Raw genomic sequence first — 14530 nt, 5'->3', positions numbered from 1 at the left:
GTACGCGCCACTACGGTGTCAGTGCTGCACGGCTTGGCCAAAACGGCCATACCCGAACGCGTCCGGTGTTCAGCGTGTGATGATGCTGACCCTGCTGGAGTCGACGGCAAACGCGCTGTGCACAGACGGGTCGACTGCGATTGTCCTGATGGTCCCCGAACCGATTGTGACCAAAGCAATTACCGCATCTGTCTCGGTGCTCAACACTCGCACCTGCTCTTTCCAGTCCACTGCGCCAGTATCCTGTTCCAGCACGAACAGGCTTCGACTGGCTGGATCGATCGCTACGGCCTCGGCGACCACCGACAGAGGCAGCGTCTGCCGAATCACGTTGGCGGCAGTGTCGATGATCTTCAATACTCTGGGATCCCCGGGTCCGCCGCTCGGATCACCGACTGTGTATACGGTGTTGGTTTCCGAGTCCACGGCCAAGCCGCGAACATAGCCTCCTACAGGAATTGTTGCCTTCGCCTGCCCGCTCACACCGTCAAACGCAGTCAGACTGGCAGGTGAATCGCTTGCTACGTAGACGATGTGTGTCGCGGTATTCACGGCCACTTGATATGACGCCGACGCGATAGGTACATCAGCACCCACGGTGTTGGAGTCCGTTCGGACGGTGCTCAAAACAGTCGTGTGGTCGTGCCGAGCAACAGTCGCGTAGACATTGCCGACGGCTGGGTCGATCGCGAGATCCGCGATGAATGCCGAGGGCAGTTGGATCGTGACCTTGACAGCGTTCGTCTTCGTGTCTATGACACTGATCCAGCTGTTGCCCTGCATCTCAGAGCTAGCGACGTACAAATTCTGTGTCCGCGGGTCGAGGACGACGGCCCGGGGGTCGGCACCGACGTGGATGACCGATTTGACTGTCATAGCGGAGACATCGATGACGCTGACTGTCCCGTCCGAGCTCGCCACATATGCAGTGCCCGAGTTCAGCGCTATTCGTTCCGCACCGGGGACTGGAAGGCTGGCTCGAAGTGCTGGCAGCGAGGAGGCTGTCCTTTCAGTCTTTCGCTGCCCAACGACTATCGCGGTCGTCGCCACTGCGGCGATGACGATGAGCACAGCGATGGATACCACGGCAATTCCTTTGCGGTGCTTCCATTTTCGCGCATCTCCTGAATCGCCAAACCGACGGCCGGACTTGCGGCTCACTAACTCAAGCACCGAAACCGGGAACAAGACACCCGGAAACGCCCGCCCTCGCTCTCCTTTTATCCGGAGAAATACACTCTCACCGATCGCGAAGAGATCCCTGATCTGATCGTATGGCACTACAACAGTGCCCGTCGCCAGAATCAGTTCCAGCGAATCCTGCTGATAGCGGACCGATATGGAAGTGCCTGGCAGCGTATAGGCTGCGGTCTCCTTGTTGCGCTTGAGTACCTGAATGACGGTAAACAGCAGGCCGAGACCTGCTGCAATCGCCAGGATGACAACGTAGGAGATAAGCAGCCCGGCGAAGTTTCGGGTAGACGAGCTGGTCGCGATGAAGACCTGGATGAAGCTGCGGGACAGCACTATCAATGGGATCGCGAACAGGATTGCCCAGGTCGATGGGGAGCGCCAGCGAGCGATTGCAAGAGCACGACTGAGCTGCGCAGTGGTGTCGGCGCCAGATATGGCTGTGATCTCGACTGGGGGCACCGATGCTTGCGCATTCGGTGTCCACGAAGATTGTGGCGGCTGGTTCATAGTCCCCCATCGACCGAGCGATACCGTTTGGAACCCTACCCACCGGCACCAGGGCAGGCGAGCGGGGACTGCTGTGGTACCGAAGTCGGCTAGATTCGGATGGGCTGGAAGCTCGATGAGTTCGGAGACCGAGGACAGTGTGAGTCAGGATAATTCGACTGCTGAATCGCCGGACGTGGGGTTCCGGATGGCACGGCAGGGTGCAGTGACCGAACCCGGGATCGGTTTCGACCCCAAGGCAGGTATCCGATCCGATCTATCGGCAAAGCCGGTCAGTTTGACTGAGCGTATCGCCAGCGAGCTTCGTGTGTTGCTGCCGGAGGGGTGGGATCGGTTGGATGCGGCGGTCGCTATGACCGTCAGTGACGAGACCGCCCAAGTAATCGTGTCGGACGGGCAGCATGCGGCGCCGGTGCCGCTGTCGGCGCGAATGGTGGAGCTACTGCGGGAGCTTCGACATGAGTCGGCCGAGTCGGCCAGCGGTCCCTGGTGGCGGTTTCTGGCTTCGGTCACCCGGACCGGTCCGGCGCAGATCGAATACGACTATGGCGAAGAGCCTTTCCCCGATCAGCAGCTGTTTCCGCCACAGGCGTATCTCGCGGATCTCCAGACATACCCGCGTGCAAGGCTTCCCGTGTGGCTGGCCGCCTACGTCGGACATGCAGACCGCCAGATCCGGACGCCCAGCGCTGCCGCACACGCCGGATCAGGTGATGGCGCATCCACGCCACGGGTCGAAAATGGCCTTCCCCCTCTGCCTTTGATATGGGCACGCTGGGCAGCCACCGCTGCCGCTTCCGTGGCGGCGAACTCACCGCTGGGACCCCGGATCACAACAGCGCTCGGCTGGTTCGAAGGAATCTCGCGGAGCGGATCCACCCTGCATCTACTCCCAAGAGGACGCGCGGTCCTCTCGGGTGGACTGTGGAACGACCCAAGGCTCGACGCCGCCTACAACAAGGGCGCCGCCTTGCCGCAGCTGTATCGAGGGGCACCCGACTGGGTGGCCGATCCGGTCCTGAATCCCCGTGCGGCGAACGGATTGCTGTCATTTTGCTACTGGTGGGACGGTGCAGCGTGGAATTGCGGTGAGTCGCCGGCCGCTGCCGCATTGAGTCCCGCGCTCCCGGGTATTTGGAGTAGTCAGAGCGCCGCTGATGTGATCACTCAGCTGAATGCCGGAGTTCCGGAGGCCGCAGCAGTGGACCTGGTGGCCGCAGCCGAAGCAGGCACTTTGACGCGGTCGTTTGCCGAGCCGATTCTCAGCGGCGATACTGCCGACACTCACAATGCCTACTACCAGCTCATGCTGGCTGGGGTCGTGACATCCGAATAGCCGCAAAGCCATTGGGTGCATTGGCGTCGCCATCTACACCGCACGTTGTATATGATCGTCGGGGATTTGCTCCAATCATCGTTACCGGGGGGTTGACTATGGCCGAAGTCGTCAAAGCCGAGATCGCGGGGATACGTTCGACAGCAACCGGTCTCGACAGCGGTGCAAGCTCGCTCGAGGCCATCAGGACCGCTCTGGACGCAGCCGCAAAAGCCCACGAAGGCTGCTGGGGCAACGACGATTACGGTGACCAGTTCGTGAAGGGTGATGGCGGCTACGCAAACCGTCGCCCCGCCCTGGAGGACACACTCACCGCGATGGTGGCCCAGCTGCGGCAGTACTCGGGCGGTCTGAGCGACACTGCGAACACCCTTGAGCGGGCTGAACAGAACAACACCGACAGCTTCCGCTAACCGGACGTAAGGACCAACGCGCGACACGAGTCGCGGTCGCCTGCTGGGCTGGGCTGGGGAGGAGAAGAACATGGCGAACGAGGCCGCGAAGGGGCGTCTGGCCGAGCTGGTAGACCTGGTTCAGGGCGGCATCGCATCCATCGCTCGTGCGCAGGAAGATCGCGCCCGGCTGACAGCGACCGCTCATGCCGCGGGCCGCCGAGTCTCCATCACAGTGAATGCCGATTGCATCGTGATCAAGACCGAATTCTCCGATGACATAGACGATCTCACCTACTCCGAGATCGCCGCTGCGGTGACCACCGCCACACAGGACGCCGCCACACAGGTGCAGAAGAAGGCGCAGACGATCCAGGAAGCCGCGCTGGAAGAACAATCGCGCATCCCGGCACTGTCGGAATTCTTCCCAGCCATGCCAGACATTCAGGCGATGATGCCCACGCCACCAAAGGTTTCGACTGCGCCGCCAGGTTCACCCGAGCGCATCGCACCGGAAACCGAAGAGGCCGTGCACTTTACCGATGTCGAAGAATGGGATCACGACAATTCCACCCGATCTACAATCGCCGCCCCGGAGTGGTGAGCTAGCGGCGCGCGGGCAGACGCATGGGCTGGACTACGGCGGTCGGGGACTTCTTCCCCAGCTGGCTGATGACGGGACTCAACTTCGGGATGGCGTACCCGAAGGGCGACCAGGACGAACTGTTCGCGCTCGGTGATGCTTGGAAGCACGCGGCAGCCGAGCTCGAAAAACTCGAACCGACGCTGAGGGGTGTCACAGACCAGGTTCCGCAGTACTACGTCGGCGACGGCGCCACCGCCGCGACCGCCGCATTCGCAACACTCTTCGCCGGCGACCACTCGATCCCGAACCTGATCGAAGGCCTGCAAGGCCTGGGTCATGACGCGCGTTCCACCGCAACGGAAATCGAGTTCGCGAAGATTCAGTCGGAGATCTTCGCGGTCATGACGCTGTGGACGGTCGTGTCACTGATGTCATCCTTGGTCGGGTCGGCCGCCGTCCCCGCCTATCTTCTGGCAGCACGCGCGGTCCTGGCCAAATTCGCCGCTGAGGTCGCTGATCGAATCGGCGCGATCATGGCGGAGTCAGGCCTGAAAACCCTGGCGGCGCCACTGGTTCGCGAAGTCATCGTTCCGCTCGGTGAACGAATCGCGCCCCTGGCCGAGAAGCTCACGACCGCCGGTGAAAAGCTGACAGCCGCAGGCGACAAGTGGACAGCGCTGAACCAAACCATCGCCAAGAGCGGACCGATCGTCCGCTATCCTGTCGCAGCGCTGAAGGGCGGCCTGCATGGCGGCTTGATGGGCGCCGGCATGGACGCGGGGACCCAGGTCGTTCAGATCATGGAAGGTCACCGTGACGACGGCTTCAACCTGAAGCAGACCTTCCAAACAAGTCTTCAGTGGGGCGCAGGTGGCGTGCTCGGTGGGCCCACCGGCGAGTTTGCGGGCCGCAGCTTGGCGAACCGTGCGCTGCAGAATCCTTCCAAAGAGCTGCCGAAATGGTTGGGCGGGACGATAGCAGGAGGAGCCAGTGGCGCCGCCGGTGCCGCCGGTATGTATGGCGCGGGGCTCGGCACCCAGCTTTATGACAACAAGGGTGACTGGAGCAAAGTCAAGACAAGTTTCAGCCCGCAGTTGCTCATCGGCGGGCTGGCGATGGGCACCATGGGTGGAGGTCACGGCGGGCTGGCTGAGCAGGCCCGCATCGACTCGCCCGCCAACATCGAGTCGGGCACGAAACAGGCGCCCGTCGAGGCGTCCGCCATAACCAAGGCCGATGGTCCGCAGGCGCTGGACGTGCAACAGAAGCCCTTCGGTGAGCACCTTGCCCATACGCAGGCCGGTGACGCCGCACCGGAGAGTGGTGGGCCTCGATCGAATTCCCATGGGCAGGAGAATTTTTCGAACAACAGCCCGGCGAACGCACCGGAACACCGAGGCAGTCAAACGAATTCAGATACACGCAACGGCGCCGGCGACACGAATCGACCAAATGCGGAGACCGCGAAACCTGCCGATGCCGCTGCCAAACCATCCGACAATGGGGCACGCCCAGCAGCTGTGAACGACCGGCCGGGCGAGGCGCCAACTCCGAAGGACGGCGGGGCAGCACGTCCGGCAGCGGACAGTTCAGCGCGTGTGGCCAACGTTGCGCCTGCCGATCAGAAGGCGAATTTCGTTGCGAGCGCGCAGGACAAACCCGCGCAGGCGCCCATCGCCCGGGCCCCGGAGGTTCGAGCACCGGAGGTTCAGACCGCTGCGCCGAGACCGGAGACCCTCCAGACCCGCCCCGAAACCGCCGCCCAGCCGCCCGCCACACGAACCAACGACGTCGCGCCGGGTCTGTCGGATGCATCTCCGGCACCCGAGGCCGTGCGTCCCGATCAGCGGACCGACGGTGCCATGTCCCAGGGACCGGCACCCGGTGACAATGCGCTGCGAACCGACGTATCTCCAGACCAAGAAGCAAATCGACCGGGCACTACGACAACGAAGCCCGAGGCGAATACCCGTGCCCCGGAAAAGGTTTCGAAAGACTCGGCAACGGACGATAGTCGGCGTGACGGCGATCCGGCATCGGATCAGCCTGTGGCCCCGCTCCCTTATGTAGAACCCACCGAAGGTCCCCGAGACACACCGACCCGGAACACCGAGAACCCGAGGATCCGACGCGACCTCGCCGCCAAACGTCCAGACGATCGCTCTTCGGAATATCCGCAGAAGTCCGACTCGCATTCACCCCAGTCCGAGATCCATCCCGTCGAAGCCCATCCCGTCGAAGGCGATTGGTCGCCGCGCCTCGACGATCACTGGTCGCGGATGAATGCCCATGAGATTTCCGACGAGCTGGCCCGACGCTGGGGAATCCAGACAGAGGGGTTCGATAACCCGAAGCTCCATCCCGAGGTAGCGCGCGAATTCGCCCGTGCTGTCGATGACATGCTGTCCCGGTACCCGGACGTGAAGCTGCCCAAGATCACGATCGACAAGCTTTCAGACGACTATAACGCTGCAACTCACTGGGACGTTTCCCCAGGCGGCCAGATGTACACCGAAGCGGTGATTCTGAACGAGACCCCGGCTCTCAACCCTGAAGAGATGGCCCGGGACAGCGCCGAACTCGAGGCAAACGGTCACTTTGTGCCCGGATCGGGCGACCGCCCGATCCATTCGGCACTCGTCCACGAGTTCGGCCATACCATCGCTATCGAGGGGCAGGGACACGCGAGTGAGACTGCCTCGGAAGCACTCGAACGCTATTACCGGTCCACCCGTGACGGAATGGACCGACCAGCATATGGGAAATGGCTCGATCAGCTCAGCGACTACAGCTTCTACGAAGACGGCCAACTCCATCCCGACGAGGCATTGGCCGAAGCGTTCGCCGATGTGGAGATCAACGGCGAAGCCGCCTCCGAGCCAGCCAAGGTGTTGTACTGGCACCTTCTCGACAGTGCTGGCGAACACAGCGTTGCACCGAATGGGTTCACCCACGTTCCCGAAAACACCATCGCACGGCCGAATGGCCCACATACACCCGAGTCAGAACAGCAGCCCTCCCAGCTGAATCCGGACGCCGCTCCTCGCCCCGCACAGCTGACGCCGGAATTGCGCGAGGGCTTCGAAGGTCTTCGCCAACAGGCAACCGAAATTGTTCACGCTCAAGGTGATCCAGCGCGAGCCGCGGACCTCGCAAACCTGCAGCATGAGTACGCCAGACAGTTCGACGAGCTCAGCCTTCGCAGCCCCGAAGCCGATAGCTGGAAACTGTTCTTCGAACACGATCCAGCACTGGCCCAATACTTCGCTGACCACGCCAACGAGTTGCTCCCTCCCCCCGAGGAATCATCCGCCCACGTGGAAATCCACGCCCCGGCCGAAACCGAGACACCGCGGCCGGACGAGGCAGGTCCCGAGAGCTCCGCAACATCTCACGACAAGTTTGAGTCCCCCGCCAATCCGGATCGGCCCTCGACGCTGACTCCGCATCTGAAGGATCGTTTCGAACAGATCCGGGAGCGCATCAACAACATTTTCTCGGCCTACCACGATCCTGCGCGCGCCCCCGAATTACCTGGACTGCGTGCGGAATTCGGTGATCTTGTCGACAGGGTAGGACTGCATGACCCAGAGGCTGGGACCATCGCAGAGCAGTTGTTCAACGACCACGATGCCACGCTCGCGCAGTATTTCGCCCAAAATCGCGAGCATCTGCTACCACAGCCCGGAGATATTGCCGAAGCTCATTTCGAGCCTCACACGGAGCCGTCCGACCACGATCTGATCGAACATTCGCAGAACGAACATCCGACAGACGAGCCGCATGCCGATAGTCCAGATCAGCAGTCGCACAACAACATTCCGGAGCTCGAAGCTATAGCGGAGCTCACCCCCGACGAGCAGGATGCCCTGCACCGCTACACCGATCCGGACGCGAACGTCTTCAGCGATCTGAACGACCGCCTGCGCAACGAGCGTGACCTCGATCCCGAGCAGCAGAAACTGGCCGCCGATATGGCTGCAGGGCTTGAGAAACTGCCAGCCTATGACGGAACTGTTTGGCGTGGAACGCATCTCACGCCGGAGCAAATCGCCCGTTACGTCCCCGGAGCGAAGGTACCCGAGTCTTCGTTCACCAGCACTTCGCGTGATCCGCGCCGAATCTTCTCCAGCAACGTCGAATTCATCGTGCACTCGGAAACCGGTCGCGATATCAGCGCCATCTCCGCGCGGCCGGGAGAGAAGGAGGTGCTGTTCAAGCCAGGCACCACTTTCGAGGTCCGCGGTGTCGTCGAGGACCCGAGGGCAGGCCTGTTCGGTGTCACTCGCGTCTACCTGTACGAGTCTTCCGAGCACACCCCGATCCACGAAATTCCTTCCGATCACGCTGGGCACGAGGCACTGCAGAGCGATCACTCGACTAATCACGTTGACGACAATCATCCGTCCGAGGAGTTGCCGGTACGTCACGGTCCTGACCGCACCGCTCTCGGCGACTCTCCAGAAGTCCAGCGTGTATACGACAACGTCCGCAACGAGGGCGAACACGACGTTGTCGTACACGGCGACCGTTTCGGAAAACCCACCACCGACGGCAATTTCGAGATCGATCCCCAACAGGTCGTCGACGCCATTCGAAACAATCCCAACTACGTCGAAGGCACGCCCGTCCGCTTGCTCTCGTGCCACAGCGGCAATGACATCGGCTGGGCACAGCACATCGCCAATGAGCTCGGTGTCCCCGTGCGAGCGCCGTCAGATCTGGTCGGCGTCCGCGCACTGCCAGACTCACCCGCGACCCTCCACAACGCTGCCGAATGGCGGACCTCCCAGCCGGCCGAGGCCGACGGTGCCACACCACAACCCGTCGTCCACAAACCGATCGACCAGACTGATGGGCGCCTCCCGAAGTACGAAGAGGATCCTCGCGAGAACTGGGACATCCTCAGTAACGAGAAAGCCGGCGACGAAACAGCGCCCCCGGCTGATCGGACTGCTGAGGACAGGCCTGCGGGTGAACCGACCGAGCCGGCACCAGATACGCCAGCCACCTCTGAAGTGCCGAAACCCCGGGTGCCGGAGGAAGAGTCCGTATCCGACCGTTCGGCGCCATCCGAAGATCGGACAGCACGACCGCGCGACAAGACCGATGAATCCCAGCCTGACCAAGGCCCTCACCGGGATCTTCCGGCCGACCGGCAACCCGCACGAGATACCGAGCAGCAGCCGAGCACCGCTGAGGCTCCAATCCGAAAAGAACAACCTCGGGCGACCGGGGATCACGAGAACGCACGCGCACCGGAGCGGGAACAGCCACCGAACGACACCAGGCCCGAGACCCCGAACAAACCCGGTTCGGACACGCAGGACCCTGAGACCGCACCCGCAGCCCCGCGAGACGAGCTGCCCAAACATGTCGACGATGCGAATTCGGATCCTGCTGCCGCGCACCACCAGACTGCCGAGGACACCCGCACCAAGCATGACGACGAGGTAATCCCCCGGCCAGTAACCGAGGACGAACTCCTCAACCAGCGCGGCATGCCATTGGCCAATCAGCGTGCCTTCCAACGGCTCTGCGAAGAGTTCAACTACGTCATGGATGTGCGCCCCACGACGCCCAGTGCTGTGCGCTGGCTCGAAGAGGGTGCGATGCCCAAACCCAAACCCATCAAAGCCAAGTCCATCAACGAGTTCGACGTCTACCTCGGAGCACCCGAGGACAAGATCGGCCTGGTCGGCTCCTTCGAACCAGAAAAGCCCGTGCGGACAGATGTACCCCCCGAGCTGTGGGAAAAGGTCAGTTCGCGGTATGACGAGCGCCTCAACGAATGGAACCGCGACCGCGAAAAGATGGAGAGGTTCCTCGAACGGAAGGAGTTCTATGTCGAGGACAAGGTGGTGTACGGCTACGACAAGGACACCGGCAAACCCAGGCCGCTGACCGGCGATCACGACCTCTTCGACATCCGAAAGCCCAATGGAGACAGGCTGTCACTCGAAGAGGTCACTGCGGTCACCAACCGCATGATCGACGAGAACATGGGCGTCATGCACGGTCCGCACCGCTATTGGCCGGAGATGGATCCACCCGTCGATCAGGGCATTTACCAAAAGATCGTCGACGGCCATGGGCCCGGAGGCGAACCGCTCATTCGATTCAGCCCGGACGCCGGGCCGATACTGGTCGACTCCTCGACCCCGGTCCCGTATATCGCGGACAGCCCTGCTCACCCGCAAACGGAGGCACCAGCCGAACGTCCGCTGTCGCCCGACGCCGAGCAAGCACCGAAGCCCGCGACCGAGCAGCATCAGGAGCCGATCCAACCCCACACCGATGAAGCGCCGACAGTCGACAGCACCACCCATTCGGCGACAGAGGTCGAGCACTCCGATCCCGGCAAGGAAACCGAGGCCGGTGTCTCGTTCCACCCCGAAGACGAAGTCCTCTCGAACCTCGCTGATCAAGTCCCCAAGGACCCCAACCACTTCACCGCAGACGTCCACATCGACGAAAACGGCAACGCCAGAATCGGTGACCGCACCTACACCCCGGAGGAATTCGGCGACCTCCTGCGCCGTAACGGCTGGGACGGCAAAACTCCCGTCCGCCTCATCGGATGCGATGCCGCCACTAACGGCTTCGCTGGTCGCCTCGCAGCCCACCTCGACACCGATGTTCTCGCCCCTACCAAACCAGCCTGGTCCGATACCCACGGCCGCCTCTACACGAGTACCGCCGAACGCAATCCTGACGGCACCCGCCGTCCCCGCATCCCACCCGACGGCCAATGGGAGACGCACCACCCCAACGGCACCAAATCCACAGCCACCGAGGACGGATTCGCTCCAGGCACCCGAGACGAACACAAGCACGACATCAACCCCAAGGACGCGCACGAACGTCACACCGAGGAGACAACGGACCCCACCCCGCATGACGGTGAGAACACGACTCCCGAACCGAGCATTCGCCAAGTAGCAGTCGACGATCCGGAAATTCGTCACCTGGTCGAAATGCACAGCCGGGCGCGCCAAGCCACCCGCGTCGGATGGAAGACAATGGGTGGTGCACTCGAATACAACATCGCTGGCGAGTCCGGCGCGTTTGCGGGCTTCAGCGGCCAACGGGACGTCGCCGGCAACGCTCCATCTGACGCCGATGTGCCGCCGATAGCAACTCCGGTGCAAGACAACCAAATCGTGCCGGGTGATCTGCCCTCGGAAAGATTCCGCCCGAACGACGCCGAGAACAACATGCTGGAGCACCTCATACGAACTGTTCTGCAGGATTACCCCCTCGACTCGAAGGGGGTCAGCAGCGCATCCGGCCGTATCCTATTGTTCTCTGAACAATCGCCCTGTGACTCTTGTGATTCGGTGATCAAACGGTTCGGACGGATGTATCCGGGGATCGAGATCGAGGTCGCGTACGTCGCTCCGTATCCACCAGTTCTCAGGGATCGCCCAACCTTGAGACCACTACACGAAGAGCCGTGAACGAAAAGGAGTACCGCCGATGACCTTCATGAACGACCTCACCGAGCCCTTGGTGCGTCTAGGGCTGGTGACGTCAGAAGGTGTACGTGGGTGCGACGAGCAGGAAATCGTTGCACTGATGCGCGCCCAGGGGGTACAAGCCTTGCCCGACGCGTACCGGGAGTTTCTGGCTTATGGCGGCAAGGATCCCTATTGGCTCAGTCGCAATGACGAATGGGACTACGACTGGCTACTGGAGGGCAAGGAGCTGGCACGGGAGATCGTCGTCGAGGACTACGAGCGGGACTTCACGCCCTTCGCGGACGCGTTCGTCTTCCTCACACATCAGGGTTACATGTTCTACTACTTCCGGGCAGAAGACCTTGCGGAAACCGATCCGAACTTCTGGATCTATATGGGCGACAAGCCGGTTCGAGACAGCGGGATGTCGTTTACACAGTGGCTCCAGGGATTGGCCGACTATCTCCCCAAAGCAGTCGCGCTGCGGAAAGAGTCCGGTCGGTGAGCATCGTCTCAGCCGCACGGGCCGGCCGGTTTCCTGGTGATCGACCAGGTTCATCGCTTCTCGGCGCATGCGTCATCGACTTCGATGGACTGACGGACTCTACGGTTCCGATCTCAGAGCCCGGGTGCCGATCCAACGCAGTAGGCTGGCCGCAGTCCACAGTCGTGCCATACGGGGGTTAGTACAGTGACCGAAACGTCAGCGGTCAGGTTGAAGCCAATCGGGATTTACCGCGAGATGTTTCGGCAGGCACGCGAGGAGCTCCCATCGCTGCAGAACTCCCGTACCAGTCACCCGGTCAAGGATCGAACCCTGGTGGCGGCGTATATGAAGGCGGCAACGCCGGTGTTCGACGTTCCGGGGGATGTTACCGATTTGCTCGACACTGCCAAATCGATCCGCAGTGGACCCTCACTGCTCTCGGATGGGGAGTGGATCTGGCGGGTCGATTCGATCCACTATCTGGAGAACTACGCGCTGGACATCCCCGCCGAGTTCCTTGATCGTGTGCGGGGCCGGAACTACCTGCCCAGCAGCGATGTCGATGTATCCGACGCGAAATTCGATGCCGCGATCGCGGCATATTTCTGAGCAAGGAGCCGTTCATGCAGCCACTGCCCTTGCCGCCCTGGATGACTCCCACTGATCCGGACAAGCAGCGAGAGATCGACGAACAGACCGCAGCGCGAATGGGGATAACAGTCGAGCGATTGCACGAGATCGACAGGCAGACCGCAGCAGACATGCGCGCCCGAGAGGCATTGCCCGACTCTGAACGCATCGTCGATGACAATCCGAAGTACAACAAGGGGTTCGGACCGGTAACGCCGGAAAACAGCATCGCACCGGGCGAGGTTCGCGCCCATTATGATTCGTCCCCGCAATCCGATGGTTGAGGCCTGAACAACGTGCGATTCTGAAGTTCTGTCTGACGGAGGAGGTGACCAGAAGTGCGGCGTGGTCGTCCCACCAAGGCGCAGTTGGAGCAAAGCTTCGACCGTGCGCTGCTGCGGAGCATCGCGGAGGGCGGTATCGCCAGCGGAACCGGGTTGGACGACGAAACTCAGAACACGCTGCTGGCGGTTGCTCGTGCCTATCCGAATGCCACCGACGAACTGGTAGAGGCCGCGCGTCGCGCCTTCGCGGGGCAGTTGGACGGGAGCAGCACCGCACGGTGGCGGGCAGAGAAGCACCACAGACTCACGGGAGAGCAGGAACAGTAAGCACTTGCCGGGGACATGTTCACAGAGAACCGCGCCGACGCGAATTATGGAGGCTTGGTTAGGATCGTGGTGGCAGAGAGTTGGGGGAACAGGGAGGGTTTCGGGCGATGACTGCGTTGGATAGTGCGTCGATCGCGTTGCGCGCCGAGTTGTTGCGGGAGAGCCGGCAGCTGATCGAGGAAGCTGTCGAGTTGGAGGGGGTACGCGACATCGAGGCAGCGCGGGCGCTCCGGCGGCGCGCCTCTGAGGTAAAGAAGGCATACACCGAGACGCTGCCCGACATAGCGGTGGCCCGCTGCCCGGAAACCGGTGCGGTCGTGGAGTATCCGATCGACGTCGTCGACTTCGACGGCTGGTACTGGGATTCCGGGAATCCGTGGCGGCGGCTGCCGACGGTGCCGAGAAATTGGCTGACTATGTGCGGCGCGGCCACCCTGCGCGAGCCGGTTGCCTTCGCGCCTTTCAGGTGCCGACCGGGGCCTGGCCTTCCGTACGTGATCCCGCGGATTCTGGCGCACGAGGGAGTGCGTGCGGTGCTGAATCAAGTTCCCATTGGACCGCACATCGGGTGGACCATCAGCTACTTCGGGCCGCGACCCGAAAGTATCAAGCTGGAGAACACCTGGGGATCGAATGTCTACGACATCTACAGCGACGATGGTGCATGGCTCGGCTGGGGCGATTACGAATCCGACATCGAGGAATACGATTTCGACCTGGCGCCGTGGCTGGAGTCCGAAAAACTGCTCTGGATCGCACCTGGGGATCCAGAGGTTCAGTTGCATGCCGGAGTAGACGGGTGCCCGTATATCGGCCTCGAGGGAGAGCAATGTAAAGCCGGAATCTTTCGCGGCGAGCTGCGACGGTACCGCTGAACGTACGAGTGCTCGCTCCGGGACTTCGTCACCATGATTGAGCCGAGTGAATCGAGACGTCCTCATGGGAGGACCACCCGTCCAGGAGAAGGAACCAGTCGGACCCACTCCTCGGATGGCAACTCGCTTGCGGTAGAGCCTTACTCTGAGCGCTTCGAATGCTCTTCCTGCGCTGCGAGTACACGATCCAGCTCTTCCTGTCTGCGGGCAGCGTTACTGCCATCCAACTGTCCGGCGAAGGCGAGGCGTGCGGCCTCCAAGAGTTCGTCGGTGACATTCGGACGAACACGGGCGACCGCCTTCAAGGCATTCATCGTCTCGATGTCCAACCCGGACCCGGTGAGGAAACCACGGCCCGACAGGATCCGCGACAAAATGTACTCGAAGCTGTCCTGCAGCTGCTCCTTACTGGGACGGCTACGCCGCATGTCCAGTCACCTCCTCAGGTACTC

The 14530-nt window shown here is 62.0% G+C and carries 11 protein-coding genes; 9 read left to right on the top strand and 2 right to left on the bottom strand.

All coding sequences use genetic code 11. The annotated features are described in order from the left end of the window. Positions 1–69: 69 nt before the first annotated feature. Positions 70–1701 (bottom strand): YncE family protein, encoded by a 1632-nt coding sequence (locus tag ABZX86_RS17225; protein ID WP_355124479.1) that lies wholly within the window; start codon positions 1699–1701, stop codon positions 70–72. Between the two features lie 352 nt (positions 1702–2053). Here ABZX86_RS17225 and ABZX86_RS17220 point away from each other — a divergent pair, with 352 nt between their 5' ends. From ABZX86_RS17220 to ABZX86_RS17180, 9 genes are all read left to right on the top strand, one after another. Next, positions 2054–3037, top strand: coding sequence for a hypothetical protein (locus ABZX86_RS17220; protein WP_355124477.1), 984 nt, complete (start codon positions 2054–2056; stop codon positions 3035–3037). A 98-nt stretch (positions 3038–3135) separates the two neighbouring features. After that, positions 3136–3450, top strand: coding sequence for a hypothetical protein (locus ABZX86_RS17215; RefSeq protein WP_355124475.1), 315 nt, complete (start codon positions 3136–3138; stop codon positions 3448–3450). Positions 3451–3520: 70 nt separating this feature from the next. Beyond that, a complete protein-coding gene (locus ABZX86_RS17210) occupies positions 3521–4033 on the top strand; it encodes a YbaB/EbfC family nucleoid-associated protein (RefSeq protein ID WP_355124473.1) in 513 nt (170 codons plus the stop codon). 23 nt (positions 4034–4056) lie between these two features. Beyond that, complete coding sequence (locus ABZX86_RS17205; RefSeq protein WP_355124471.1) at positions 4057–11475, top strand: deaminase domain-containing protein; 7419 nt, start codon at positions 4057–4059, stop codon at positions 11473–11475. Positions 11476–11494: 19 nt separating this feature from the next. Next, positions 11495–11980 (top strand): SMI1/KNR4 family protein, encoded by a 486-nt coding sequence (locus ABZX86_RS17200; protein ID WP_355124469.1) that lies wholly within the window; start codon positions 11495–11497, stop codon positions 11978–11980. A 237-nt stretch (positions 11981–12217) separates the two neighbouring features. Beyond that, complete coding sequence (locus ABZX86_RS17195) at positions 12218–12571, top strand: hypothetical protein (RefSeq protein ID WP_355124467.1); 354 nt, start codon at positions 12218–12220, stop codon at positions 12569–12571. A 14-nt stretch (positions 12572–12585) separates the two neighbouring features. Then, positions 12586–12876 (top strand): hypothetical protein, encoded by a 291-nt coding sequence (locus tag ABZX86_RS17190; RefSeq protein WP_355124465.1) that lies wholly within the window; start codon positions 12586–12588, stop codon positions 12874–12876. 54 nt (positions 12877–12930) lie between these two features. After that, positions 12931–13203, top strand: a complete 273-nt coding sequence (locus ABZX86_RS17185; protein ID WP_355124463.1) for a hypothetical protein — start codon at positions 12931–12933, stop codon at positions 13201–13203. A 107-nt stretch (positions 13204–13310) separates the two neighbouring features. After that, complete coding sequence (locus ABZX86_RS17180) at positions 13311–14078, top strand: hypothetical protein (protein ID WP_355124461.1); 768 nt, start codon at positions 13311–13313, stop codon at positions 14076–14078. 140 nt (positions 14079–14218) lie between these two features. Here the strand turns inward: ABZX86_RS17180 and ABZX86_RS17175 are convergent, their stop codons facing one another. Then, positions 14219–14506, bottom strand: coding sequence for a hypothetical protein (locus ABZX86_RS17175; RefSeq protein WP_355124459.1), 288 nt, complete (start codon positions 14504–14506; stop codon positions 14219–14221). Positions 14507–14530 lie beyond the last annotated feature (24 nt).

The sequence above is a fragment of the Nocardia sp. NPDC006630 genome (assembly GCF_040611495.1).
Lineage (GTDB): Bacteria > Actinomycetota > Actinomycetes > Mycobacteriales > Mycobacteriaceae > Nocardia.
The sequence above is the reverse complement of the archived record's forward strand: the minus strand, read 5'-3'. Positions and strand labels throughout refer to the sequence as shown.

Excerpts from the sequence above, each read along its gene's own strand:
- ABZX86_RS17200 (WP_355124469.1), top strand. The coding sequence starts at position 11,495 with ATGACCTTCATGAACGACCTCACCGAGCCCTTGGTGCGTCTAGGGCTG.
- ABZX86_RS17180 (WP_355124461.1), top strand. The coding sequence starts at position 13,311 with ATGACTGCGTTGGATAGTGCGTCGATCGCGTTGCGCGCCGAGTTGTTG.
- ABZX86_RS17215 (WP_355124475.1), top strand. The coding sequence starts at position 3,136 with ATGGCCGAAGTCGTCAAAGCCGAGATCGCGGGGATACGTTCGACAGCA.
- ABZX86_RS17210 (WP_355124473.1), top strand. The coding sequence starts at position 3,521 with ATGGCGAACGAGGCCGCGAAGGGGCGTCTGGCCGAGCTGGTAGACCTG.
- ABZX86_RS17175 (WP_355124459.1), bottom strand. The coding sequence starts at position 14,506 with ATGCGGCGTAGCCGTCCCAGTAAGGAGCAGCTGCAGGACAGCTTCGAG.
- ABZX86_RS17220 (WP_355124477.1), top strand. The coding sequence starts at position 2,054 with ATGACCGTCAGTGACGAGACCGCCCAAGTAATCGTGTCGGACGGGCAG.
- ABZX86_RS17225 (WP_355124479.1), bottom strand. The coding sequence starts at position 1,701 with ATGAACCAGCCGCCACAATCTTCGTGGACACCGAATGCGCAAGCATCG.
- ABZX86_RS17205 (WP_355124471.1), top strand. The coding sequence starts at position 4,057 with ATGGGCTGGACTACGGCGGTCGGGGACTTCTTCCCCAGCTGGCTGATG.
- ABZX86_RS17190 (WP_355124465.1), top strand. The coding sequence starts at position 12,586 with ATGCAGCCACTGCCCTTGCCGCCCTGGATGACTCCCACTGATCCGGAC.
- ABZX86_RS17195 (WP_355124467.1), top strand. The coding sequence starts at position 12,218 with ATGTTTCGGCAGGCACGCGAGGAGCTCCCATCGCTGCAGAACTCCCGT.